The following is a 25,351-nucleotide window of genomic DNA, read 5'->3' as shown; positions in this document are numbered from 1 at the left end:
CGAGCTGGCGCCCGCTGCGGCGAACATCGCTGCGCATCCTCGTCGGAGATTGAATGTTGTCCCTGCCCTTGAACATCGGACCCCTCGTGGCCTACGCCCTCGGCGGCGGCGCACTCGCAGCCTTTGCGCTGTTGCCATGGATCCGGCGCATTCCGCTCGACATGCACAGAGCGTGGGCCAGCGAGCACCTGAACTACCAGCCCTTTCTGCGCGACACGTCGGAACTCGACATCTCGAAGGCAAGCAAGTTCGCCATCGTCGTCGGTGCGGCGTTGGCATGTGTCGGCCTCGCGTTTGCGCGGGGCGCGTCGCTCGACACCGCGATGCTGTGCGTGCTGCTGCTCGGATGGATCCTGCTGACTGCGATAAACGTTCGACATGAACTGCTTCCGGACAGGGTCGTGCTCGCGTTACTGTGGCTGGGGCTGCTCTATCGCGCGTCCACGGGGTCGGCTTCCGACAACGTGCTCGGCGCTGTGTCGGGGTACCTCGCGCCATGGCTGGTGACAGTGGCAGTGCGCTCGAACACCGGCCGCGACATCGTGGGCTACGGTGACCTCAAGGCCTTTGCAGTGGCCGGTGCGTGGTTCGGCTGGGCCGCGCTGCCCACGATCTATGCGGCGTTCGTCGTGGCATCGCTGTTGATGGCGATCGTGTTCGCACTGCGCGGCGCGCATCACAAGCGCGCCGTGCCGACCGGCCCGGCGCACATGACGGCGGCGGTGGTCGCGATGCTGGGTTATCGGCTTTTCTGAGGAGGCCGTGCCTGCGCGGTCGCGCCGATCAGCCCTGCCTGGGCCGCTCCATCGGCTCCAGCCTCACCACCCGCCACGCACACAAGCTCCCCGCCACCGCCAGCAACGCCACCGCGGCGAACATCGTCCGGTACCCGAACTCCTGCGCCACGGCCCCGCCCAGCAGCACGCCCAGCACGCCGCCGAAGCCATAGCCGATCACCGTGAACAGCGCCTGCCCGCGCCCGCGCAAATGTCCGGGGAAGCGGCGCGACACCACGGCGATGCAGGTGGTGTGGTGTGCCGCGAAGCTCAGCGCGTGCAGCCACTGCGCGACGATGAGCGCGGCAATCCAGCCGCCCAGGCCGGCGGTGAGCCCCAGCCGCGCGACGGCCGCGATGCCGCACACCAGCATCCAGCGCGGCATCGGCATCAGGCCGATGAGCCGGCCCTGCAGGAAGAACCACACGATTTCCGCCAGCACCGACAGCGCCCACAGCAGGCCGATGGTGCTCTTGCTGTAGCCGATGGAGTCGAGGTACAGCGAGAAGAACGCGTACACCGAGAAGTGCGACATCACCTGGAAGAACAGCGCCGCGAAGAACCACCGCACCGCCGGGTTGCGCAGCACCGGGCCGATGGGCTCCTTGACGCTGCCGTGCGCGGCCGGCGGCTCGCGCACGTCGGGCAGCTTCAGGGTGGCGAGCAGCACGATGGCCAGCGTGCCGGCGGCCCACGCGGGAAAGTGCTTCATGCCGAAGCGCTCGAACCACTCGCCCGCGACGAACACGGTGAGCAGGAAGCCGGCCGAGCCGCACAGCCGAATGCGCCCGTAGCGGCCCCAGTCGCCGGCCACCAGCTGGGCCATGGCCGCCTCGGTGAGCGACATCATCGAACTGGTGTGGGTGAACATGACCAGCAGCACCAGCGCCAGCCACCACGCGCCGCCGTGCCACCACAGGCCGAAGGAGCTCGCCAGCGCCACGGCGGCGCTGAAGCGCAGCAGCTTCACGCGCTGGCCGGTGTGGTCGCTGAGGGCGCCCCAGGCGTAGGGCGCGAACACCCGGGTGATCGATTGCACCGACGCCAGCAGGCTGATGGTGAAGATCGGTAGCCCCAGCTCCTTGAGCCACAGCGGCAGGTAGGGGTTGAAGAAACCGATGTGCGCGAAATAGCTGGCCGACAGGCCTGCAAACGCCAGCAGGTGGCCCCGCCCGGCGGCAGCGGCCACTGTCGGCGGCGCGGACACTACAGGAAGGACGCCTGGGGCGACGTGGCTTCGCTGCGCTCGGCGGCGGCCTGGTGCACGTCGCCGCACTGCGCGCGGTTGCGCAGCACATGCTCCATGACCACCAGCGCCAGCATGGCCTCGGCGATGGGCGTGGCGCGAATGCCCACGCACGGGTCGTGGCGGCCCTTGGTGACCACCTCGACGGGGTTGTTGTTCACGTCGATGGACTGGCGCGGGCTGATGATCGAGCTGGTCGGCTTGATGGCAATGCTCACCTCGAGGTCCTGCCCCGAGCTGATGCCGCCCAAAATGCCGCCGGCGTTGTTGGTGGCGAAGCCGGTGGGCGTGATGGAGTCACCGTGCGTGGTGCCGCGCTGGGTGACGCTGTCGAACCCGGCGCCGATTTCCACCGCCTTCACCGCGTTGATGCCCATCATGGCGTAGGCGATTTCGGCGTCGAGCTTGTCGAACAGCGGCTCGCCCAGGCCCACGGGCACGTTGGTGGCGGTGACGCGCAGGCGCGCGCCGCACGAGTCGCCGGCCTTGCGCAGGCGGTCCATGTAGTCCTCCAGCGCGCTCACGTCGGCGATGGGGGCGAAGAAGGGGTTGTTGGGAACGTGCTCCCAGCTCTCGAAGGGAATGGCGATTTCGCCGACCTGCGTCATGCAGCCGCGAAACACCATGCCGTGCTTTTCGGCCAGCCACTTCTTGGCGACCGCGCCGGCCGCGACCATGGGCGCGGTGAGCCGAGCCGAAGAGCGCCCGCCGCCGCGCGGGTCGCGAATGCCGTATTTCTTCCAGTAGGTGAAGTCGGCGTGGCCGGGGCGGAACTGCTGGGCGATCTGCCCGTAGTCCTTGCTGCGCTGGTCGGTGTTCTGGATCAGCAGCGCAATGGGGGTGCCGGTGGTCTTGCCCTCGTACACGCCGGACAGGATCTGCACCGCGTCGGGTTCGTTGCGCTGGGTGACGTGGCGGCTGGTGCCGGGGCGGCGACGGTCGAGGTCGCCCTGGATGTCGGCCTCGCTCAGTGCCATGCCCGGGGGGCAGCCGTCGATGACGCAGCCGATGGCCGGGCCGTGCGACTCGCCGAAATTGGTGACCGCGAAGAGTGTTCCGAAGGTGTTGCCGCTCATGGCGGGGATTATCCCTACAAAGCGCGGCCCCCTCAGCCCGCCGTGCTTTCCGGGGTGTTTTCCAGCCGCTTGGTGAGCACGCCCAGCTGCAGCTCGATGGAGAACAGCCGTTCGTTCAGCACCGCGGTCTGCAGCCGGATGGCCTCGATGATGGCCCGGGTCTGCGGGTCGGGGGCGTTCTCGCAGAGTTCGGCCAGGTCATGCAGCTTCTTGCGCAGTTCGTTGCTCATGGGAGGCTCCGGTGAAACGCGACGTGGGAACCCAGTATGGGGTTTCACGGGCGCCGCGGCAATGCGCAGCCATGGGGGTTTTCAGGGGGACGGGCGAATCGTGGTCGCCAGCCGCATCCAGCCGGCGAATGCCCATCCGCCCTATCGGCTGAACGACGTCAGGTCGATGCGCCGTATCACCCGCTGCTGCTCGATCTGCTCGCAGCGAAGGAACACGCCCGTCACGCTCAGCCCGAGCGCCTGCGCGAGCTTGTGCACCGTGGCGAGCGAGGCGATCACCTTCGCCCTTTCGATTTCTCCGAGGTAAGAGCGGTTCAGGTCCGACAGCGCGGCCAGCTGCTCCTGCGACAGGTCGCGCTCGGTGCGCAGCTGGCGCAGCGCCAGGCCGAAGCTCTCGACAAGCGTGCCGCTCATGGGTGCCCCGCGCAGGCGAAGGGGCTGCAGAACGCGCAGACCAAGGAGCGCATCACCAAAAAGACCCGTGCCCGGTTGCCGGCTTGCATGTGCCTCAGAGCTTGGCGATCGACACTTCGGTCGCCTTGACCAGCGCGATCACGTCGGAGCCCACCTTCAGCTGCAGCTCGTCGACGGAGCGCGTGGTGATCGCGGAAGACACGATGCCCCACGCGGTTTCCACGTCGACCTCCGACAGCACGTCACCGCGGTGGATGGCGTGCACCTTGCCCTTGAACTGGTTGCGAACGTTGATGGCTTGGATGGTCATGCGGGGCCCGGGTGTGTGACTGGAAGAGGCCCGGATTCTTGCGCCGCGCATGCCGATGCGGAACGACCGAGTTCCGGCATCGATAGTTGAAAAGCGTCTAAGCGCGGCCCGCCGCGTACACCGGCTCGCCCAGGTTCAGCATCAGCCGGTTGGCCCAGGCAAAGATCGCCACCGCATGGATGGCGTCGAGGATCTCCAGGTCGCCGAGCCCCGCCGCGCGCGCCGCCTGGAGCTGCTGCGCGCCCAGGCTGGCCGGCTCGCGCGTGAGCGCGATCGACAGCTGCACGATGGCGCGCTCGCGCACCGTGGTGCCGGCGGTGTGCGGGTCGGTGAAGACCTGCGCGATCACGTCGTTGCGCCGCGCCAGCTGCTCGAAGCGCTGCGCATGCACCGAGGCGCAGTACACGCAGCCGTTCACGCGCGAGACCACCGCGCTCGCCAGCTCGCGCTCGGCGCGCGACAGCCCGCCCGGCGCGTACATGATGGCGTTGAACACCGTGGCGCGCTCCTGCAGGATGCGCGGCTGGTGCACCAGCAGCAGGTAGTAGTCGGAGGTGCGCGCCTTCGGGTGGCTGGTGTCGAGCACGCGCACCTGTTCGGGCGTGGCCTGCGCCAGGTCGATCACCGGGAGCCAGGCCTTCCAGCCCAGCGTTTCGCTGGTGTAGCCGGCAATGCGCAGCGGCTCGCCCGGTGGCGGCAGGTTGGCCGGGTGCACGAAGGGCGCGGCCGGGTCTTGCACCGCCGGCGCCGCGCCGTCGCTGCCGAGCGCGGCCAGCGCCTGCAGGCCCGCGACCACGCGCACCTGATAGGCCACGAAGGCAATGAGCTGCGCCAGCGCCACCACCTCGGGCGTCGACAGGCCGGCGGCGGGCAGCTTCAGCAGCGCTTCGCGGTCGCCCTCCACCGGCCGGTCGGTCAGCGTGCGGGTGAATGCGAGCACGGCCTGCAGGCGCGCATCGCCGCCCAGCGCTTCCACCGGCGCGCCATCGGCGGCGGCCTGCTGCTCCACGCTCAGGGGGCTCAGGGGCGCCAGAGCGTCGAGCCGCGCGCGGTAGTGCGCCTGCAGCGCGGTGCTGCCGGCGCTGCGCGCGATGGCCAGCGCGGCCAGCAGGCGCTCGGCCAGCGGCGGGCCCGACAAGGCCGCGTCGAACAGCGCTTCGTAGCTGCCTTGCGTGGCGGCCACCACCTTGTCGCGCTGGTGGCGCACCGCATGGGCGGCGCTGCCGGCGGCCAGCGGCACGCTGGCATCGACGAGGTCGAAGGAAAGGGTGGAATCGGTCATTGGGGGTGTGTCTCCGGAAGGTGCGTTGCGCGCGGCCACGGCCTGCTGCAGGAAGCGCAGCACGCCCTGCCACGAAGCCTCGTCGGCATGCGCGTTGTTCGCGGGCGTGCCGCCCGAGGTGCTGCGCCGGCCCGACACCGGGTGCGCATAGCCGAGCTGCGTGGTCGGCACATAGGGGAACAGGATGGAATGGCCCGCGCCCTCGAAGTCGAGGTGCGCCACCGCATGCGGGTGCGCGAACTGCGCCAAGCGCTCGGTCACCATGCGGCTGTAGAGGCTGGACGGCCACGAGCCGTCGTCGGTGGCCGACAGCAGCATCACCGGGCCGCGGATGCGCTCGACTCGGATGCGCGCGCGCTCCACGGCCTCGGGGTCTTGCAGCGCCGTAAGCAGCGCATCGGCATGGCGGCGCGGCTCGGGGCCTTCGTCCCACGGCGCCCAGGTGGCGGTGCGGTTGCGCTCCCACACATGCGGCAGCGGCTGCCCGCGAAAGAGCCAGGCCGGGCCTTCGCGCCCCAGCGCCGGGTCGCACGCGTTCTGCGCGCAATGCACCACCGCGCCGGGCACGTAGCCGACCACGGCCGACACCGATTCGGGAAACAGCGTGCCCAGCAGCAGCACCAGTTCGCCACCGCGCGACTGGCCGCTGAGCGCGACGAAGCCCTGCGCCGGCTTCACCGTGCGGTGCAGCCAGGCGAGCGCGGTCTCGAAGTATTCGAGCGGCGTGTTCGAGATGTAGTCCGACAGGCCCGGCGCCTTGAAGTACGCGAGCGCGAAGGCCGCGTAGCCGTGCGAGGCATACAGCGCCGCGCGCGGCTCGTTGATGCCGCCGCCCGAGCCGTTGAGGATCATCACGGCCGGGTGCGGCCCCGGCCCCGCTGGCAGGTACAGCGTGCCGACCAGGCCTTCTTCGCGCACCTCGCGGCGCGTGACGCCTTCCGCGGCCAGGCGCTGCACGAAGCCGCCCTGCAGTTCGCTCGCATCGCCTGCATTGCCGCCGCGGCGCACCGTGATGTCGGTGCGCAGCGCGGCGCCCGGCTCGGCGCCGAACTGCTCGCGGGCGCCCTGCGTGTCCGGCACCTGCGACCACACCAGGCCCATCGGCGACACACCCTCGTAGCTGCCCTCGTAGCCGCCTGACAGCGGCGCGTCGCGTTGCAGGTCGACCGTGCCCTGCGCATCGGCCGCGAAGCGCGCCGACGCGCGCCACGGCACGCCTGCGCCGCGCACGGTGCAACTGGCGATCTCGACCTGCTCGCCCGGCGCCAGCCCGTTCACCGCGATGCGGCGCGGCACGTCGATCAGCGCGTCCTGCGGCGTGATGCTCAGCATGCGCGCGCCCTCACTTGAGCCGGGTGACCTGCATGGCCGTCGTGCGGTCGCTCAGGAGCGGCTCGACCTTCAGGCCCTTCTTCGCGGCCCAGATGTTCTGGTAGTGGTACAGCGGGATCTGGCCGACGTCGTCGGTCACCAGCTTGGCGGCGTGGCGGAAGATGGTTTCGCGGCGCTTGGCGTCGAACTCGACCGTGGCGGCGTCCAGCGCCTTGTCGACCGACTCGTTGCTGTAGCGGCCCCAGTTGTTGGAGCCGCGGCCGCGCTTGGCGTCGGGCGTGGTCAGCGTCTGCAGCAGGCCGTAGCCGGCCTCGCCCGTGCCGTTGCCCCAGGCGATCACGCTGACGGCGAAGTCGTTCTTGTTGGCGCGGCTCGAGTACACGGCCCACGGCACCACCTCGACCTTGGTCTTCACGCCGATGCGGCTCCAGAACTGCGCCACGGCCTGCACCGTCTCGGGCGCCTGCGGGTAGCGGTCGCCCGGCACGTGGATCGCGATCTGGAAGCCCTGCGGAAAGCCCGCCTCGGCCAGCAGCTTCTTCGCCTGCTCGGGGTTGTAGGCGATGTCCTTGACGTCGGGGTTGTAGCCGAAGCTGCCCTTGGGCATCCACTGGTTGGCCTCGGTGACGGTGCCCTGCAGCACGCGGTCGACGATGGCCTTGCGGTTGATGGCGAGCGACAGCGCCTGGCGCACCTTCAGGTCGAGCAGCGGGTTCTTCTCCAGCGGCTTGCCGGCGTTGTCGGTAATGAACTCGTTGGCCCCGGGCTTGAAGCTGGGCTGCAGCAGCAGCACGCGCAGGCCGGGGTAGGTGTACACGCTGACCTTCGGGTCCTTGCGCAGCTTCTCGACATCGGTCACGGCCACCTTGTCGATCACGTCCACGTCGCCGGCCAGCAGCGCCGCGGTGCGCGCCGCGCCGTTGTTGATGAAGCGGTAGTTCACCTTCTCCCACGCGGGCTTGGGGCCGTAGTAGCCGGGGTTGCGCTCGAACACGGTGCGGTCGCCCGGCACGTAGGAAACGAACTTGTACGGGCCGGTGCCGACCACCGCGCGGCCCGCGTTGTAGTCCTCGGTCTTCGACTTCTCGCCCACGTGCTTGCTCACGATGTAGATCGAGGCGATCTCCAGCGGCAGCATCGGGTTGGGCGTGTTGGTCTTGATGATGACCGTGGCCACGTCCTTGGCCGTGGCCGACTCAACCGTGCGCAGCGCGCCCGAGTACGAGGCCACGCTGCCCGGCACGTTGCGCGCGCGCTGGAACGAATACACGATGTCTTCGGCCGTGAACGGCGTGCCGTCCTGCCACTTGATGTCGGTGCGCAGCTTGAATTCCCAGGTCTTGTCGTCCAGCGTCTTCCAGCTCGCGGCGAGCGCGGGCTCCAGCTTGCCGCCGTCGCGCGAGTTGACGATGGAGTCCCAGAAATGCAGCGCCAGCGAGCGGTCGCCCGCGTGGTTGTTCAGCTGCGGGTCGACCGAGGAGACCGGGTCGGCGAAGCCGATGGACAGGGTCCGGGCCGATGCGGCGACGCCCGTGGCGAGCAGCGCGGCGGCAACGATGGGAAGCAGGCGGTTCATGAAAAATCCTTGGGTGAAAGCAGTGATCGGGTCGGCAACGAGCGAAGAAAAACGGTGGGCGCGCGGCATCAGCCGGCGTCGTACAGGTGGCACGCGGTTTCGTGCCGGATCGCGATGCCGCGCAGCCGCGGCGCCTCGGTGCGGCAGCGTGGCATCGCCTGCGGACATCGCGGATGAAAGTGGCAGCCCGAGGGCGGCGCGATGGGGCTCGGAATTTCGCCGCGAATGGCGCTGAAGGCGGTGCGCCGCGCGTCGATGCTCGGAATCTCGGCCAGCAGCGCCTGCGTGTACGGATGCGCCGGCCGCGCGAACAGCTCGGCCACCGGCGCGCTCTCGACCACGCGCCCCAGGTACATCACGACCACGCGGTCGCACAGGTGCTCGATCACGCCCAGGTCGTGGCTGATGAACAGGTAGGCCAGGCCGAGCTGCTCGCGCAGGTCCATGAAGAGGTTGAGGATCTGCGCCTGGATCGACACGTCCAGCGCGGCCACCGCCTCGTCGCACACCAGCATCGACGGCTGCACCGCCAGCGCGCGCGCGATGCCGATGCGCTGGCGCTGCCCGCCGCTGAATTGGTGCGGGTAGCGGTGGCGCAGCGCGGGGTCCAGCCCGGCGCGCTGCAGCTGGGCGCACACATAGTCGTCCTGCCCCGCGGCATCGGTGAGCCCGTGCAGCAGCGCGGCCTCGCCCACGATGCGCGAGACGCGCAGGCGCGGGTTGAGGCTGGCGTACGGGTCCTGGAACACCATCTGGATGCGCAGCCGCGCCGCGAGCTGCTCCGGCGCCGACAGGCTCGCCACCGGCTTGCCGCCGACACGCACCTCGCCCTCGGTCGGCGCGAGCAGGCCCGCCGCGATGCGGCCCAGCGTCGACTTGCCGCAGCCCGATTCGCCGACCAGCCCGACCACCTCGCCGGGGCGCACCGACAGGTCGACGCCGTCGACCGCGTGCGTAACGACCGGCGGCTTGCTCAGCCCGATGCTGCGCAGGGTGCGGCCCACCGCGCCGGGTGGCGGCGTGGCGCCGAAGCGCTGCGCGACCTGGCGCAGGTCGACCAGCGGCAGGTCGTGTTCCGGCGCCGGCGCGCGCGTTGCAGCGGGAACCACGGCGGGAATCGCGACGGGAACCGCGACGGACACCGCTGGCACCGCTGGCACCGCTGGCACCAGCTTGCCGCGCTGCGGATGAAAGCAGCGCACCTCGTGCCAGGGCGCATCGGCGCGCGGACGCGACACCTCGGGCCGCTGGCCGCAGGCCGCGTCCGCGTGCGGGCAGCGCGGCGCGAAGGCGCAGCCGGTGGGCATGTCGAGCAGGCTGGGCGTCATGCCCTGGATCTGCCGCAGCCGCGCGCCGCGTTCGTTGGCGCTCGGCAGGCTGTCGATCAGCCCGCGCGTGTACGGGTGCTGCGGGTGGTCGAGCACGTCGGCCACGGTGCCGTGCTCCACGATGCGGCCCGCGTACATCACCGCGATCTCGTCGGCCAGGCTCGCCACCACCGACAGGTCGTGGCTGATCCAGATGAGCGAGGTGCCCGTCTCGCGCACCAGCTTCTGCACTTCGGAAAGGATCTGCGCCTGGATCGTCACGTCCAGCGCCGTGGTCGGCTCGTCCGCGATGATCAGGTCGGGCCCGTGCAGCATCGCGATGGCGATGGCCACGCGCTGGCGCATGCCGCCCGACAGTTGGTGCGGGTAGGCGCGCAGTCGCTCCTCGGGGCTGGGAATGCCCATGCGCCCCAGCGTGTCGCGCGCATGGCGGCGCGCCGCTTCGGTGGACACGCGCTTGTGCGCCCGCACCGCCTCGATCATCTGCGTGTCCACGCGCAGCACCGGGTTCAGCGTGGCCATCGGGTCCTGGAAGATCATGGCGATGCGGTTGCCGCGCAGCTCGCGCCGCTCGGTGGCCGGCAGCCGCGTGAGCTCGCGGCCCTGGAACAGCACCTGCCCGCCCTCGACCCGCCCGGGCGCGTCGACCAGGCCCATGATGGAAAAGCCGGTCACCGACTTGCCCGAGCCCGACTCGCCCACCAGCCCCAGCACCTTGCCGCGCCCGAGCGTGAACGAAACGCCATCGACCACCGGCAGCACGCCGGCGCGCGTGTGGAAGCGCGTTTGCAGGTTGCGCACTTCGAGTGTCGGCACCTCGAGTGCCGGCATAGACAAGTCCTGCACGGGAACGGCGCTCATTTCTGCAACCTCGGGTTCAGCACGTCGCGCAGCTGGTCGCCCACCAGGTTGATCGCGACGATGGCGGCCAGCAAGGCGACGCCGGGGAAAAAGCTGATCCAGTACTCGTTGGACAGCAGGTACTGGTAGCCGTTGGAAATGAGCAGCCCGAGCGAGGGCTCGGTGATGGGCACGCCCAGCCCCAGGAACGACAGCGTGGCCTCCAGCGTGATGGCGCGCGCGATCTGCAGCGCGCCAATCACCAGCAGCGGCGGCAGGCAGTTCGGCAGGATGTGGCCGGTCACGATGCGCCAGCGCGCAATGCCCTGGCCGCGCGCCGCGTCCACGTACTCGCGCCGCGCCTCCACCAGCGCCTGGCCGCGCGCAGTGCGTGCGTAGTAGGCCCATTCGAGCAGCACCAGCGTGAGCATCACGTTGCCCACGCCCTTGCCCACGTAGGCCAGGATCATCAGCGCCATGAGGATGGTCGGGAACGACAGCAGCAGGTCGACCAGCCGCATCAGCAGCGCATCAACCTTGCCGCCCGCATAGGCGGCCACCAGGCCCACCAGCGTGCCCACCACCGCGGCGATGAGCGCCGAGCCCACGCCCACCGTCAGGCTGATGCGCAGCCCGTAGACGATGGCCGAGTACAGGTCGCGGCCCTGTCCGTCGGTGCCCAGCCAGTAGGTGTAGCCGCCCTCGCTGCTGTGCGAGCCCGGCGGCAGGCGCGCGTCGAGCACGTCGAGCTGCAGCAGGTCGTACGGGTTCTGCGGCGTGATCCACGGCGCGAGCAGCGCGGCCAGCACCACCAGCGCGAGCACCACCAGCCCGCCGATGGCGATGCGCGAGTGCAAAAAATCGGCGGCCACGCGCCACCAGATCGAGCGTTCGTCGTAGCTTTTTGCCGCGCTCATTTCGCCGCCTCCAGCCGCACGCGCGGGTCGAGCAATTTGTAGAGCAGGTCGACCACGAGGTTCAGCGTGACGAAGATCACCACCACCACCATCAGGTAGGCCACCACCACCGGCCGGTCGAGCGAGTTGATGCTGTCCAGGATGAGCTTGCCCGCGCCCGGCCACGCGAAGATGCTCTCGGTGACCACCGCGTAGGCGATGGTCGCGCCCAGCTCCAGCCCCAGCACCGTGACCAGCGGGATCATGGTGTTGCGCAGCACGTGCACCAGCACCACGCGCGTGGGCGTGAGGCCTTTGGCGCGCGCGAACTTCACGTAGTCCTGCGGCAGCACCTCGCGCACGCCGGCCCGCGTGAGCCGCAGCACCAGCGATATCTTGAACAGCGCCAGGTTGAACGCTGGCAGCAGCAGGTGCTGCCAGCCGTCGAGCGTGAGCCACGACCACTGCACGCCGAACAGCTCGCGCGTGGCGCCGCGCCCGCTGGCGGGCAGCCAGCCGAGCTGCACGCTGAACACCATGATGAGCATCAGCGCCACCCAGAAGGCCGGCAGCGAGAAGCCCACGATGCTGGTCGCCATGAGCGTGCGCGACACCGGGTGCTCGGGCTTCATGCCCGCGAACAGCCCCAGCGGCACGCCCACCACGATGGCCATCAGCAGCGCCGCGAAGGCCAGCTCCATGGTGGCCGGCAGGCGCTGCAGGATGAGGCGCACCGCGTCTTCCTGGTAGACGAAGCTGCGGCCCAGGCTGCCGTGCAGCGCGCCATCGACGAAGGACAGGTACTGGCGCCACAGCGGCTGGTCGAGTCCCAGGCGCGCAATGGCGGCCAGGCGCTCCTGCTGGTTCATGTCCTCGCCGATCAGGATGTCGATCGGGTTGCCGATGGCGTGCAGCCCGATGAAGACGATGACCGTCATCGCGATCACCACGCCCAGCGCCTGCAGCAGGCGGCGCAGCAGCCAGCCGGTCATGGGGCTGCCTCGCGGCCGGCCACTCCGATGGCTCCGGTAGTTTCGATGGCTCCGGTGGCTTCGACTTCGTCGGCGTAGGGCGGCAACACCGAAGGCGTCCACTCGTCGCCGTCGAGCTCCGGCTCGGCATAGCGCTGCATCGCGGCGAAGTGCAGGCCGGCGTCTTCGCTCAGCAGGCTTGCCGCCAGGCCGCGCGCCAGGCGCTGGGCGCCGTCGGTGATCTGCGGAATGTCCCCCGCCGCGGCGCCGTGCGACAGCGAGGCCGCGTAGTTGAAGCAGTGCACGCGCTCCAGCCCCGGGCAGGCGCCGGGCGTCTTCGGCTGGAACTCGAACAGCGGGCCGAGGTCCGGCGATTCGTCGAGCTCGCTGTCGGCCATGCCCTCGGGCGGCGTGAAGCGGTCGCGCCACACGCGCACCTGCGAGGAGAACGCGGCGAACTCGGGCCGCAGCGCCCAGTCGGTGCGAAAGCCGGTGCTGAAGACGACGAAGTCCACCGCCAGCGGGCCCTTGGCCGTGTCCAGCCGCAGCGCGCCGTCGGCCCGCCGGGCGGCGCCGAGCACGGGCGTGCCGAGCTGGAAATGCGCGTTCGCGTGGCGCGACACGCGCAGCGTGCTGCCGTGCGGCGGCGGCACCTGCTGCACGTTGATGTAGTGGCGCACGCGCCATTTCCATTCGTCCGGCAGCTGCCAGAAGCCGTGGACCATGCCCGGGTTGCCCGCGCCCTTGCCCTTGTTGATGCGCGGCAGGTCGGCGCGGCGGATCAGCAGGTCGACGCGCGCGGCGCCGGCCTCCAGCGCGGTGGCGGCGGCGTCCATCGCCGAGGCGCCTCCGCCGACCACGGCCACGCGCTGGCCGCGCAGGCGCTCGGCGTTCCAGCGCTCCGACGAATGGGCCCAGCGCTCGCGCGGCAGCGACGCCGCCCACTCGGGCACCCAGGCGCCGCCCAGGCCGTCGCGCCCCGTCGCGAGCACCACGTGGCGCGCCTGCACGCTGTAGGGCGCTGCTTCCGAGGCCAGGTCGATCAGGTCGATCCGCACCACGCCGTCGGCGCGCGGCAGCACCGCCCTCACCTCCTGTTCGTTGCGCACGTCGAGGGCCAGCACCTGGCGGTACCAGCGCAGGTAGTCGGCCCACTGCAGGCGCGGGATCTTGTCGAGCGCGTTCCAGGCCTGGAGGCCCCACTGCGCCTCGAACCAGGCGCGAAAGGTCAGCGCCGGCAGGCCCAGCGCGGGGCCTGTGAGCTCCTTGGGGGAGCGCAGCGTTTCCATGCGCGCGGTCGTGGCCCAGGGGCCCTCGAAGCCGGCGGGCGAGCGGTCGTAGATGCGCGCGCGCACGCCCAGGTGCGTGAGCGTGGCCAGCAGCGCCAGGCCGGCCATGCCGCCGCCGACGATGGCGACGTCGAGCAGCGCATCGCCTTGTTTGGTGTTTTGCGGCACCCATGGCCTGGCGGGCAGGCCGAGCCACGCCAGGTCTTGCCGCAGGCGCGCCTCGAGGGCGGCCAGGCCGATGGGCGCGGGGGTAGAGGAGGTGTGGGCGTTCATCGCAAGGGGCTTTTTCAGGTGGGGCTTTCGTCGCCGTACAGCGTGCGCAGCAGCTCGGCGTGCGCCGAGGGGTCGTGCTGCACGAAGTTCGGCAGCGCGCGGGCGGCGGCCAGCAGCGCGTCGATCAGCGCGCGCACCGGCGCCGTCACCGGCTTGGCCTGCGGCGTGACCACGCCGAAGACGAAAGGAATGTTCGTGTCGATGGGCCGCACGGCCAGCCCGTCGAGCGGCGCGCCGTAGGCGCTCAGCGGCTCCAGCACCGCCACGCCGAGGCCGGCGCGCGCCAGCGCCTGCGCGTTGACCGACGAGTTGGTCTCTATCAGCGCCTCCCTGCTTGCCGGGCTGTGGCCGGCGCGCGCCAGCGTCGCGTCGATGCGGTGGCGCAGGCGAAACGGGTTGCTCATGGTGATGAGGCGACGCTGCGCCAGCGCCTGCAGTGGCACCACCGCGTGCGCGGCCAGCGGGTCGTCGCTGCGCAGCACCGCCACGCAGGGCATCTCGCCGATCCAGTGCACGTCGAGCCCGCGGTGCTCCAGCGGCAGGCTGCTCGCACCGAGCTGCACCGCGCCGCTGAGCACGGCATGCACCACCTGCTCGGGCGAGGCGCTGCGCAGCTGGATGGGCGTGGCGCCGGTCTGCGCCTCCACCCGCTGCAGCGCCTGCGGCAGCAGCCCCAGCGCCAGCGCCGAGGTGGCGGCCAGCAGCAGCGGCTGCGCGTTGCCGCGCGCGATTTCGGCCGCGCGCAGGTGAATCTGCTGCAGGCTGCCCAGCGCGCGGTCGACGTCTTCGTAGAGCAGAAAGCCCTGCTCGGTGGGTGTCACGCGCGGGCCGTGGCGGGTGAACAGCGCATAGCCGATTTCGGCCTCCAGCTCCTGGACCAGGCGGGAAACCGCCGGCTGGGAGCGCTCGAGCAGGCGCGCAGCGCCGGTGACGCTGCCGGTCGACATGACCGCGGCGAAGGCCTCAAGCTGCCGGAGTTCCATCGGGTTCAGTATCCATTTTCATGATCATGAGGCCATGATCATGCAAACTACAAATACTTCCTGCTCATTAGCTTAGGCAAATAGGCTTCTAAAGCGCGCTCCTGAGCCTATTTCGAGGGGAAAACTCGATTGGAAAGCGGATGTTTTCAGGCGCCCGGGGAAGGCGCCTTGCCTTCGCCGGTGGCGGGCCTGGGCTCCATCGCTTCGGCCCCACCAGCGTTCGCGCCGCGCAACCGCACGGCCACCAGCACGCCCACCGACAGCAGCACCGCCGCGCAGATGCCGGCCGTCAGGCGCAGGCCGTGCATCAGCGCCTCGCGCGCCGTGTCGAGCAACTGCGCGCCCGCGCCGCCCGTGAGCTGCCCGGCCAGCGCCACCGCGCCGCCCAGCGTGCTGCGCGCGGCCTCCACCTCCACAGCGGACAGGCCCGCACCGGATGGCGCGGCGTCGGCCATGGTCGCGCGGTAGATCGCCGCGCCAACGCTCCCCAGGATGGCGATGCCCAGCGCGCCCCCGAACTCCGAGCTGGTCTCCGAAATGGCCGAGGCCACGCCCGCGCGCTCGGGCGGCGCGCTGCCGACCACCAGGTCGGTCGCCAGCGTGAACACCGGCGCGAGGCCGAGCGAAGACACCACCGCGCTCGCCACCATCCAGGCCAGCCCGTCCTGCGCGGGCAGCACCACCAGCATGCCGAAGCCCAGCGCCGCCACCGCCAGCCCGCCACCCATCACGAAGGCCGGCCGCATGCGCCGCACCAGCGCCGGCACCACCATCGAGCCGACGATGAAGGCGCCCGCGCTCGGCATGCTCCACAGCCCCGCGTGCAGCGGCGACAGGCCCAGCACCAGCTGCAGGTACTGGGCGTTGTACAGGAACATGCCGAACATCACGAAGCACGACAGCATGTAGGCGCCCAGCGAAACGCTGAAGGCCGGCAGCGCGAACAGGCGCAGGTCGATCATCGGGTCGGCCAGCCGCTTCTGGCGGCGCGCGAACACCCAGCCCAGCAGCGCGCCGAAGGCGATCGACAGCAGCGGCAGCGTGTGCACCCCGTGCTCCGCGATCTGCTTCACGCCGTAGATCACCGCCAGCACCGCGCCCAGCGACAGGGCCACGCTGGCCAGGTCGAGCCGGGCCGCGTCGGGGTCGCGGTACTCGGGCAACAGCAGCGGCCCGAGCACCAGCAGCAGCGCCATCACCGGCACGCCGATGAGAAACACCGAGCCCCACGCGAAGTACTGCAGCAGCACGCCGCCCAGCACCGGGCCGATGACGGCGCCGGCCGAGAAGCTCGATATCCACACCCCGATGGCCACCGTGCGCTGCGCCGGGTCGAGGAACATGTTGCGAATGAGCGAGAGCGTCGACGGCGCCAGCGTGGCGCCCGCCACGCCCAGCAGCGCGCGCGTGGCGATGAGCATGTTGGCGCTGGTGGACAACGCCGCGAGCACCGAGGCCACGCCGAACGCGGCCGCGCCGATCAGCAGCAGCCGGCGCCGGCCGATGCGGTCGCCCAGCGTGCCCATGGTGACCAGCAGGCCGGCCACGAAGAAACCGTAGATATCGACGATCCACAGCAGCTGCGAGGCGGTGGGCTTGAGGTCTTCGCTGATCGAAGGGATCGCGAGGTTCAGGACCGTGAGGTCCATCGAATAGAGCATGCAGGGCAGCGCGATGACGGCCAGGCCGGTCCATTCGCGTGCGGTGGCGCGGGCGGGAGAAGCGTCGGGGTGCGGGGTCGGTTGGATGTGCATGTCACGGGGCAGGAAGGACGCGTCGGCGCGCCGGTGCCACGGATCATGCAGAGGCGGGCCATACCGCTGTACTGCAAAGGGTTTCCACGCGGCCGGAGCGTTCGCCGCCCCGGCCGCGCTGGATGCCCCGCGCCTGCCTAGTTGCCCGAGAAGCTCATCGGCACGGTCTTCACCGAACCGTCGGCCTGCGGCACGCTGACGTTGACCTTCAGTTCGCCCTTGAAGTCCGCCGGCGGCTGGCCGCTGAACTTGCCGGTGGCGGGGTCCAGCTTCAGCCAGGCCGGCAGCGGCTTGCCGTCGGCGGTCTTTGCCGCCACGGTCTTGCCCGCGGGCAGCGTGGCCGGCATCGGCACGCTGGCGCTGATCTGCCGCGTGGCCGGGTTGGCGGTGCCCTGCGTCACGGTCACGCCCTGGCCACCGGCCAGCGTGGTCTTCTGGCTGGTGTTGCTCGACTCGGTCTCCACGCCGACCGACGCCACGCCGCTGCCCTTTTTCTGCGTCAGTTGCGCGGGTGTCTTCGGCGGGGCCGAGGTGGGCGGCGCGCTCGGGGCGCCGGCCGGGGCAGGCGCCGTTGCCGGAGCGGGGGCAGGGGTCGGCGTCGTGGTCGGCGTCGATGTTGTCGTGGATGTTGTCGTCGAAGGCGACGGCGCCGTGGCTGGCGTCTTCGCGCCCGTCTTCTTCTCGGGCGTCAGGCTCGAACCCGAGCCCGATGCCGACACCGCCACGCCCAGCGAGCTGGAGCTGCTCCGGGCTTCGGTCTGCGTCACCGTGCCGCCCGCCGTCACGCCGATGGCGCCGGTCGCCGCAACCTGCGTGCCTTCGAGCGAGGTGTTCCTGCCCGAAGACAGCGAGATGTTGCCGCCGTTGCTCTGGATGCTGGCACCGGTCGCGATGTCGCTGTTCGCCTTGCCGTAGCCCACGCCCACCGACGCCTCGCCGCTGCGCTCGTCCATGGTCTGGCCGCCGGTCTTCTTGCCGGTGGCGGCGTTGGTGGTGCCGCCCACGTTGTCCTTCTTGCCGCCCGAGGCGGCCGCGCTCACGTCGACGCTGAGCGATTCGCTGCTCGACGTGCTGCGCGCGGCATTGAACGCCAGGTTGCCGCCGGCCTGCACCGCGATGTCGCTGTTGCTCGCGATCTGCGTGCCGGTGAAGGTGGCGTCGCCGCCGCTCTTCAGCGTCAGCGGGCCGCTGCCGCTGCGCACGCTGCCGGCCACGTCGTCGCTGCTGCTGCTGGTCGACTTGGCGTAGTTCACCGCGGCGCTGCCGCTGCCGCCCTTCAGGCCGGCCGACACGGCCACGTCGACGCCCACGTCCTGGCTGCTGGCGCTGGCCGTGTTCTTCGCGGCGGCGAAGTCGAGCTTGCCGCCGGCGCTCACGCTGGCCGCGCCGCCGGCCGCGAGGTTGGTGCCCTCCAAGCGCGTGTCGCCGGTGGTGGCCACCGCGAGGTTGCCGCCGGCCGAGATGCCACCGACCACCGCCGTGCTGCTGCTGCCGCTGCTGGTACCGCCGGCGTAGTTGACGCCCACCGCCGCGCTCTTGTTCACCAGGTCCACGCTGACGCTGCCGCCCGCGCTGGTGCTGTTGCTGCTGCCGCTGGCGGTGTTCCTGGCGGCCGTGTAGTCCAGCGAGCTGGCGCCGATCGTCACGTCCTTTCCGGCCGCGATGTTGCTGCCTTCCAGGGTGGTCGCGCCGCTCGACTGGCTGTTCACGCTGCCGCCCACCTTGATGTTGGACACCACCGCGTTGCTGCTGGCCGACTTGCTTGCGCTGTCGTCGTGCTGGTAGCTGGCGCGAATGCCGGCGCCCGCGTCGCTCGAGGTGCCGCCCGGCTTGCCGGCGCCCGGGCCGGCGCTGGCGCTCGCGCTGGCTTCGGCCGAGGCCTCGGCGTACACGCCGACCTTGGCGGTGTCCGTCGCGCTCTTCGCCGAGCTGTAGGTCGTGTTGGCCGCGGCCAGGCTGGTGATGGTCCTGGCCGACTGGTCGAGGTTGCCGCCGGCCTCGATCTGCGTGCCCACGTCCGTGATGTTGTTCGTCGCGGTGCGCGTGAGGTTGCCGCCGGCCGAGATGCTGGAGGTTTGCGCCGTGGTCGAGCCGTCGACCGTGCTGCCGCGCGTGTTCGAGCCGTAGAGCCCGATTTCGCCCGAGGCCTGCGCCTTGGCCGACACACCCGCCTTCGCGCCGAGGCCGGCCGAGGCGCCGCCCTCCACGCCGGCCTCGGCCTTGCCGCTGGCATAGAGGCCGGCGCTGGTGACGCTGCTTTGGGTGGTGGTCTCGTGGCGGTCGTCGACCGCCTTGAACGTCATGTTGCCGGCGTCGAGCTTCATGTCGCCGCCCGACGCGAGCTTGGAGCCTTCGACGTTCAGCGTGTCGCTCGCCTTCACGGCAAGGTTGCCGCCCGCGCTGATGGACGAGCCCTGGTTGCGCGTGTCCAGCGTGGTGGCGGTGGTGTCGCTCTTCTGCACCAGGTCGAGACGGTTGTCGCTCGACGCGGACACGCCCGCCGATGCGCTCGCATTGGCGTTCGGAATGCCCTTGCCGGCGGCCGCGCTGGCGCTGGCCTCGGCCTGCGCCTTGACGGTGTTGTCGGTGCTGGCCATGAGGCCGACGCGGGTCGTGCTGACGTTGGTGCTGGAGGTCGACTTGTCCTCGGCCGCGAGCAGGTTCACGTTCTTCGCGTTCACGCTCGCGTTGCCGCCCGCGCTCACGCTCGAGCCTTGCAGCGTCACGTCCTTGCTCGCGTTGACGGCAAGGTCGCCGCCGAAGTTCAGTGCGGAGCCGACGTACTGGAGGTCGGTGGTCTGCGTCTTGGTGGTGGTTGCGGAGCTGAAGGCCAGCCCCGCCGCGCCACGGCCCGAGGCCTGGGCGCTGGCCTGCGCCGAGGCGGAAGCCGAGGCACCGTTGTGGTCGCTCTTCGAGGCCGCCGCCGCGCTCGCGCCCGCGCTGGTCGCGCTGCTGCTCGACGCGCCCACCTGCATGAAGCCGCTCTGCTTGGTGGTGGTGTTGGTCTCGTCGTAGTTGCGCCCGGCCAGCACGTTCACGTTGGTGGCGTTCAGCGTGCCGCTGCCCTTCACGTCCACGCTGGAGCCCTGCACCGTGATGTCCTTGCCGGCCGTCATCGATGCATTGCCGCCCACCTGCAGCGTGCTGCCCACGTTGCGCACCGAGTTCGAGTCGGTGGTGACGGTGGTGGAGCCGTACAGCGAGTTGTTCATGCCGAAGCCGCTGGCCTTGCTCTCGGTGTGCGTGGTCTTGCTGTTCTCGCGCGCAATGATGTCAAGGTCGCCGCCCGCATTGAGGGCAGCGTTGCCGCCCACCTTGGCATCGGTGCCGGCCAGCGTGATGTCCTTGCCTGCATTTGCGCTCAGGTTGCCGCCCACCGCGAGGCCCGACTTCACCTGCTCCACGGTGGTCGTGGTCGTCACGGTGCGGCCCGTGCCGCCATCGGCCTTGAACACGCTGCCCGCAGTGCCGGTGGTCTTGTTCTCGATCGTGTCGAAGGTGACGTTGCCACCGGCCTTCAGGCTGGCATCGGTGCCGGCCGAGACACTGGCGCCGAGGTTGGTGATGTCCTTCTTCGCATCGAGCGACAGCGTACCCGTCGACTGGATCGTCGCCGTGTTGCCGATGTTGGTGGTGTAGAACTTGTCGCCGCCGTTGCCGCTGCTCAACGTCTTGTTGACGATGCTGCCTTCAGTCGACGTGAGGCTCACGTCGCCGCCCTTGATGGTGCCCGACAGGTTGCTGATGTCGCCCGTCGATGCGATCAGCAGCGACTTGCCGCCGACGATGGTGCCGCCGGTGTTGGTGAGCGAGGAGAGGCTCAGGTTCGCGTCCTGTGCCGAGATCACGGCGCCGCTGGCGATGTTGTTCTTGGTGCTCTGCGCGAGGTAGACCACGGGTGCGAGCACGGTCTTGCCGTCGATCACGGTCTGCACCATCCACACGATGTCGCCCTTGAGGCCGGCTTGCTGTTCCGGCGTCAGCGCCTTGCCGTACTGCAGGCCGAGCGACCGGGCTTCGCCCGCTGCGTTCTCCATCAGGCCCTGCATCTGCGCATCGGCGTTGGCGTACTGCGCGAGGATCACGTTGCCGGTCTGCGCCACCAGTTGCTGCTTGACCAGATAGGCCTCGTAGCTGGCGTCGCCCAGGCGCAGGCCGATCTCGTCGGCGTTGTAGCCCAGCAGCTTGGACAGGTAGTCGGAGCCCACGTTCGACGAGCCCACCTGGTAGAGCGGGTTGGTCTCCACGAGGTACTTCGCGCCCGGCGTCTTCACCGTCACGTAGTAGCCGTTGGGATTGGCCGGCAGCGGAATGTTGATGCCGCCGAACGACGTGCCGTTCACACCCAGCGCGGCATTGGCCGAGACGAACGAAATGCCCGCGAGCAGGCCGGTGCCGCCGGTGGCTTGCGCGGCCTTGACGGTGTCGACGGTTTGCGCGCCAAAAGATTGCGTCGCAATGACGGCGGCGGGCGTCTCGGCGGCCACCGCGGCCTTCGGGTCCGCCAACGGCGTGGTGGCGCTGTTGTTGTACAGCGCAAAGCCAGCGCCCGTAAGGCTTTTCGTGTAAATGCCGGCGTGCAGCGCATTCACCGATGCCGTCGCGAAGGTCTGGTTCTTGTTGCCGTTGCTGTCGTAGTCGCAGCCGCCGTCGTAGCGACCGCCGCCGGAGTTGCATTCGCTCCAGTCGTAGATCTCCGCGCCACCCGCGGGACCTGCTTCCTTGCGCGTCATCGTGTAGTGCCGCGTGTAGTTCTTGGTGTTGAGCGCAAGGTTGTCGTTGGTGAACGTGCCGCCAGTCAATTGAAAGCCGTGGCCCGCTTCGTCCCAGATGCCATGGCTGCTCTTGTAGAGGTTGCCGTTGGACTGGCTGGCATCTACCGAGAAGCCCTGCATGGTGATCGACTGGCCGCCGTAGACCGTCCCGCCAAGATTGGAGCCCGTGGTGAACATCAGCCGCAGGTTCTTCGTGGCGAGGATTTGCGGTGAATAGGCCGGCGCCTGGTCGTTCGCGTAGCGCTGGAAGTCGGTCCAGGTGGTGATGTAGTTGCGGAAGAAGTCCTTGTTGCCGCCGGAACCACCGTCGTTGTATTGGCCGCCGTCCGCGACCGTCGTTTGAGCGCCATAAGTCCAATACCGCGTGTCGCCGCCCACCACTTCATTGCGCAGCGTGGCGGCCACGATGTCGATGTCGCCGTCGCTCACGATGTCGCGGTTGTTGACCAGCGTGTTGGCCAGCAGCGAGATCTTGTTGCCGGCGTTGATGGTCGAGGCGTTGGTCAGCGTGCCGTTGACCTTGACGCTGAGGTTGTTCCTTGCATAGAGCGAACCCGCGTTGCTCAGGTTGCCCGCGCTCGCGGCGGGCGTCGTTGTGCCCAGGTCGAGTTGGCCCTTCGTGGTTTCGATGCTCAGGTCGTGCAGCGCGACAATGCCGCCAGTGGCGTTGTTGCTGAGGTTGGGTGCCTTCACGACCAAGTTGCTGCCGGAGAACAGCAGGCCGTCGTTGCTCAGGTCGTTGCTCACGGTGACCGTGGCGGTGCCGCTGCCGCCCACGGCGCCCATCACGCGCGCAGTGCCGTTGGTGTCGCCGTTGAGCGTCAGCGTACCGACCGTGAGGTCCATCTGGCCGGTCGAGCCGAGCACCGAGGTCTTCGCCAGGGTGACGCTGCCGATGGCCACGTTGGTGGTCGCGCCGCTGGCCACGTTCTTCGCACCGCCAGTCAGCACGAGCGACGAGCCGGTGCCGCCCTGCACGTCGAGCAACTTGCCGCTTTGCAGCGTGCCGCCGATGCTGGCCGTGTAGTCGTTGTTCGTGGTTGCGGCCAGGTGCAGGTCCCCGTCCGACAGGATGTCGCCGCTGCTTGTGAGTCCGCCCGTGCCCATTGCGACGATGAGGCTGCCGGCTGACTGCACGGTGCCGCTGTTGGAGATGGTGCGGCCCGACACCGTCCCGGCGCCGGCCGTGTCGGTGGCCACGGCGATGACGGCACCGCTTCGGTTGGTGAGAGTGCCCGAGGCCTTCAGCTGCGTGGCCGCGCTTGCGCCACCGATGATCTTGCCGCTGTTGTCGATGCCCGCGACGTCGATGTTCAGGCCGTTGCCGATCAGCGTGGCGTTCTTGCCGTTGGTCAGTGCGGTGGCGGCACCCTGGATGCCGAGCGTGCCGCCAGCCTGCACCGTGTCCTGGTTGGCGAAGCCGTCGCTGGCGCTCACGTTGGCCTGCAGATTGCCGGTGGCGACCAGCTTGCCGCGGTTGTCGATCTTCGCGACGTTGTAGGTCACGCCTTCGAAGCCGCCTGCCGTGCCAGCTTGCAGCGTGGCGCCTGCCTCGTTCAGCAACGCGCCGGTGAGCGTCACCTGGCTGGCGCCACCGCCCTGCTGCGACAGCACCCAGGTTCCCGCGTTGTCGATCGACACGGCGTTGACGGAGCTGTTCGTTCCGGCCTGGATGCGGCCGTTGCGGGCGTCCGTGCCCGCGACCGCGTTGGTGATGGCGGCGGCTTTCAGCGCCAGCGCGCCGTTGGCCACCATGTAGCCGGTGTTGACGATGTTCTCGCTGCCGCCGCCGTTCAGGTCGGCGATGTCCAGCGTCGTGGTGGTTTGCAGGCCGCCGCTGTTGCTTAGCGTACCGTTCACGCGAAGCGTGGCCGAGCCTGCTTCGGCGCTCACGACGCCAGCATTGCTGAGGCCTTGCTCGGCCTTCAGGGCAACGGCCGCGCCGCGCATCACGGCCGCTGCTGCGTTGTCGATCTTGCCACCGGCACTCACGCTCAGCATGCTGCCAGCCTGCGTGGTGGCTTTCGCGCCGTTCGAGAAACCGGCCGACGTGGCGACCGATAGGTTGCCATCGGCCAGCAGCGCACCTTGGTTGTCGACGCTTCCCGTGGAGAGCGTGGCGTCGCCGCGCGATTGGATGGTGCCCGTGTTCGCCAACACGCCGCCGACCGTGACCGTGTCTTTCGCGGTGGCCTGCTGCGAGAGCAGCCAGGCGCCGCTGTTGTTCAGCGAGCCCGCATCGACCGTGCTGCCGGTGGCGGCCTGCACCCAGCCGGTGGCGCTGTTGTCGATGCTGGCGGCACGCAGTGCGAGCGTGCTGCCAGCCAGCAGGTTGCCGCTGTTGCTCACGCTATTGAGCGCCGCGTTGCCGAGCCCGTCGGCGATGTCGAGCGCGCCGGCCGCGTTGATGGTGCCGGTGTTGAACAGGGCGCCATCGGCACGCACCGTCACCGCGCCCTTGTCCGCCGTCATCGTGCCCGCGTTCGAGATGCCGTTGCCCGCCGTCAGCGCGAGGTTGCCGCCGAGCGATTGCAGCGCGCCGCCCGTGGCCGTGCCGATCTTGCCGCTTGAAGTGAGCGCCATGTTGCCGGCCGACTGCAGCACCGCCAGGCCCAGCGCCAGGTCGCCCTTGTCGGCGCTGGCGATCAGCGTGCCGCCGCTGCTGTACAGCTTGGTGGCCCCGGTGGTCACCAGGTTGCCGAAGGTGCCGTTCCAGGCCGCCGCCGCGCTCCACTCGGTGGCGCCCAGCGACGCGGCGTTGCCCACGGACAGCGTCAGCGCGCCGCCGGCGCGGCGCAGGTTGTTGTTGGCCAACCCGGAGGCACTGGCCGTGTCGAGCAGGCTCGCGGCGCTCACCGAAAGGTCGGTGCCCGCCACCAGCGCGCTGCCCGTCAGGGTGGCGCCGCCGGCGGCGGCGAGCGTGGTCTTGCCGGTGGAAGTGAGGCTGGCGTCGGCCAGCGCGAGCGCATTGGCGTCGGTGGCGGTGGTGGCGATGCCCACGTCGCCCGAGGCCGAGATGCGGTTCTGCAGCTCGACCTTGCCGGCCGCTGTCAGCGTGAAATCGCCGGCGCTGGCGGCGGCGTCTCCCAGCATGCGCACGCCCACGCCCGCCTCGGTCGAGGTCATGCGGATGCGGTTGGCGTACATGCCGCCGAGTGCGGCCGTGTCGATGGCGTACACCGGCGCGCTGCCGGTGGGCGTGGCCGCGCCGGTGACGGCACGGGTGTCGTAGCTCCAGCGGTTGGTGCCGGCGACCACGCTCACGTCCTGCCCGTTGACCGGCGCCTCGATGCGCACCGAGCGCGTCACCAGGTCGAGCACCTGCTGCGCCGTGGCGTTCAGCCCGGTGCCGGTGATCAGGATGTCGCCCTGCCCCACGCTGAAGCCGCCCAGCCCACCGTTCGATGCCAGGAACGGGTTGCCGGTGGTGAGCGTCACGCGGTCGGTGTTGATGAAGCCGCAGCCCGAGCAGGTGATGCCGTAGGGGTTGGCCAGCACCACGTCGGCCCTGCCGCCCAGCACCTCGGTGAAGCCTGCCAGCGTGCTGCGGTTGTTCGACACCACCTCGTTCAGGATCACGCGCGCCGCGTTGGCCTGGTTGAAGTTGGCCGTGACCTGCCCCGCCAGCTGCGACTGCCAGGCGATCTGCGCGCTGGTGGTGTTGTTGAGCACCAGGCCGGTCGCGTTGACGTTGAAGCTCTGGTACTGGTTGTGCGACAGGCCGGCCGAGTTGGCCTGGTTGATGTTGACCACCGTCACGCCGTTGGGCGCCACGTAGGCATTGAGGTTGCTGCCGGGCGCCACCACCACGGAGGCAACCTGCGCGAACGCGAAGGGCGGGGCCGCCAGCGCCAGCGCGCCCCAGGCCACGACGGCGGCACGGCGCGCGGCCGACTTGCTGCTCTTGCCCTTTCCGTGCCCGCGCGCGGTTTCCGCAACGGCTATCCAGGTGGCGGACGCGGCGTTCCAGAGGACTCGATAGATGTGGTTCATGGTGCGG

15 protein-coding genes and 2 pseudogenes are annotated in these 25,351 nt (G+C 70.0%); 1 reads left to right on the top strand and 16 read right to left on the bottom strand.

From position 1 onward, the window contains the following. Positions 1-86: 86 nt before the first annotated feature. Positions 87-755, top strand: coding sequence for a prepilin peptidase (locus tag QTI51_RS14795; protein WP_286514718.1), 669 nt, complete (start codon positions 87-89; stop codon positions 753-755). Positions 756-783: 28 nt separating this feature from the next. Here QTI51_RS14795 and QTI51_RS14790 read toward each other — a convergent pair whose 3' ends face one another. The 16 genes and pseudogenes from QTI51_RS14790 to QTI51_RS14715 all read right to left on the bottom strand — a co-directional run bounded on the left by QTI51_RS14790 (position 784) and on the right by QTI51_RS14715 (position 25,344). Beyond that, on the bottom strand, positions 784-1,983 hold the full coding sequence (locus tag QTI51_RS14790; RefSeq protein ID WP_286514715.1) for an MFS transporter: 1,200 nt from the start codon (positions 1,981-1,983) through the stop codon (positions 784-786). After that, positions 1,983-3,098 carry a chorismate synthase gene (gene aroC / locus QTI51_RS14785; protein WP_116909745.1) on the bottom strand — a complete coding sequence of 372 codons (1,116 nt, stop codon included), beginning with the start codon at positions 3,096-3,098 and terminating at the stop codon, positions 1,983-1,985. Before aroC ends, QTI51_RS14790 begins: the two co-directional genes overlap by 1 nt. A 32-nt stretch (positions 3,099-3,130) precedes the next feature. Then, positions 3,131-3,328: a hypothetical protein gene (locus tag QTI51_RS14780; RefSeq protein ID WP_116909746.1), complete on the bottom strand. Its 198-nt coding sequence runs from the start codon at positions 3,326-3,328 to the stop codon at positions 3,131-3,133. 141 nt (positions 3,329-3,469) lie between these two features. Then, positions 3,470-3,742 (bottom strand): helix-turn-helix transcriptional regulator, encoded by a 273-nt coding sequence (locus QTI51_RS14775; RefSeq protein WP_116909747.1) that lies wholly within the window; start codon positions 3,740-3,742, stop codon positions 3,470-3,472. A 94-nt stretch (positions 3,743-3,836) separates the two neighbouring features. After that, the gene (locus tag QTI51_RS14770; RefSeq protein ID WP_286514713.1) at positions 3,837-4,052 is read right to left on the bottom strand and encodes a TOBE domain-containing protein; all 216 of its coding nucleotides are present in this window, start codon (positions 4,050-4,052) and stop codon (positions 3,837-3,839) included. Between the two features lie 97 nt (positions 4,053-4,149). Continuing rightward, the gene (locus tag QTI51_RS14765; RefSeq protein WP_286515715.1) at positions 4,150-5,334 is read right to left on the bottom strand and encodes a CMD domain-containing protein; all 1,185 of its coding nucleotides are present in this window, start codon (positions 5,332-5,334) and stop codon (positions 4,150-4,152) included. Positions 5,335-5,430: 96 nt separating this feature from the next. Continuing rightward, positions 5,431-6,666: pseudogene (locus tag QTI51_RS14760) on the bottom strand (acyl-CoA thioesterase/bile acid-CoA:amino acid N-acyltransferase family protein); the annotation flags it as partial. Positions 6,667-6,676: 10 nt separating this feature from the next. Next, a complete protein-coding gene (locus tag QTI51_RS14755) occupies positions 6,677-8,242 on the bottom strand; it encodes an ABC transporter substrate-binding protein (protein WP_286514709.1) in 1,566 nt (521 codons plus the stop codon). 68 nt (positions 8,243-8,310) lie between these two features. Continuing rightward, the gene (locus QTI51_RS14750; protein WP_286515714.1) at positions 8,311-9,309 is read right to left on the bottom strand and encodes an ABC transporter ATP-binding protein; all 999 of its coding nucleotides are present in this window, start codon (positions 9,307-9,309) and stop codon (positions 8,311-8,313) included. Between the two features lie 117 nt (positions 9,310-9,426). Beyond that, positions 9,427-10,401, bottom strand: a pseudogene (locus tag QTI51_RS14745) (ABC transporter ATP-binding protein); the annotation flags it as partial. A gap of 26 nt (positions 10,402-10,427) precedes the next feature. Continuing rightward, positions 10,428-11,327, bottom strand: coding sequence for an ABC transporter permease (locus QTI51_RS14740; protein WP_116909753.1), 900 nt, complete (start codon positions 11,325-11,327; stop codon positions 10,428-10,430). Beyond that, positions 11,324-12,298 (bottom strand): ABC transporter permease, encoded by a 975-nt coding sequence (locus QTI51_RS14735; RefSeq protein WP_286514706.1) that lies wholly within the window; start codon positions 12,296-12,298, stop codon positions 11,324-11,326. Before QTI51_RS14735 ends, QTI51_RS14740 begins: the two co-directional genes overlap by 4 nt. After that, the gene (locus tag QTI51_RS14730) at positions 12,295-13,839 is read right to left on the bottom strand and encodes a flavin-containing monooxygenase (RefSeq protein ID WP_286514703.1); all 1,545 of its coding nucleotides are present in this window, start codon (positions 13,837-13,839) and stop codon (positions 12,295-12,297) included. Before QTI51_RS14730 ends, QTI51_RS14735 begins: the two co-directional genes overlap by 4 nt. A 14-nt stretch (positions 13,840-13,853) precedes the next feature. Further along, positions 13,854-14,822 carry a LysR family transcriptional regulator gene (locus QTI51_RS14725; RefSeq protein ID WP_286514700.1) on the bottom strand — a complete coding sequence of 323 codons (969 nt, stop codon included), beginning with the start codon at positions 14,820-14,822 and terminating at the stop codon, positions 13,854-13,856. A 146-nt stretch (positions 14,823-14,968) separates the two neighbouring features. Beyond that, complete coding sequence (locus tag QTI51_RS14720) at positions 14,969-16,570, bottom strand: MFS transporter (RefSeq protein WP_503011521.1); 1,602 nt, start codon at positions 16,568-16,570, stop codon at positions 14,969-14,971. Positions 16,571-16,713: 143 nt separating this feature from the next. Then, positions 16,714-25,344 carry a two-partner secretion domain-containing protein gene (locus tag QTI51_RS14715; RefSeq protein WP_286514697.1) on the bottom strand — a complete coding sequence of 2,877 codons (8,631 nt, stop codon included), beginning with the start codon at positions 25,342-25,344 and terminating at the stop codon, positions 16,714-16,716. Between the last annotated feature and the right edge of the window lie 7 nt (positions 25,345-25,351).

It is taken from the genome of Variovorax sp. J22G73 (genome assembly GCF_030317035.1).
Lineage (GTDB): Bacteria > Pseudomonadota > Gammaproteobacteria > Burkholderiales > Burkholderiaceae_C > Variovorax.
This window is presented reverse-complemented; position numbering and strand designations above follow the sequence as displayed.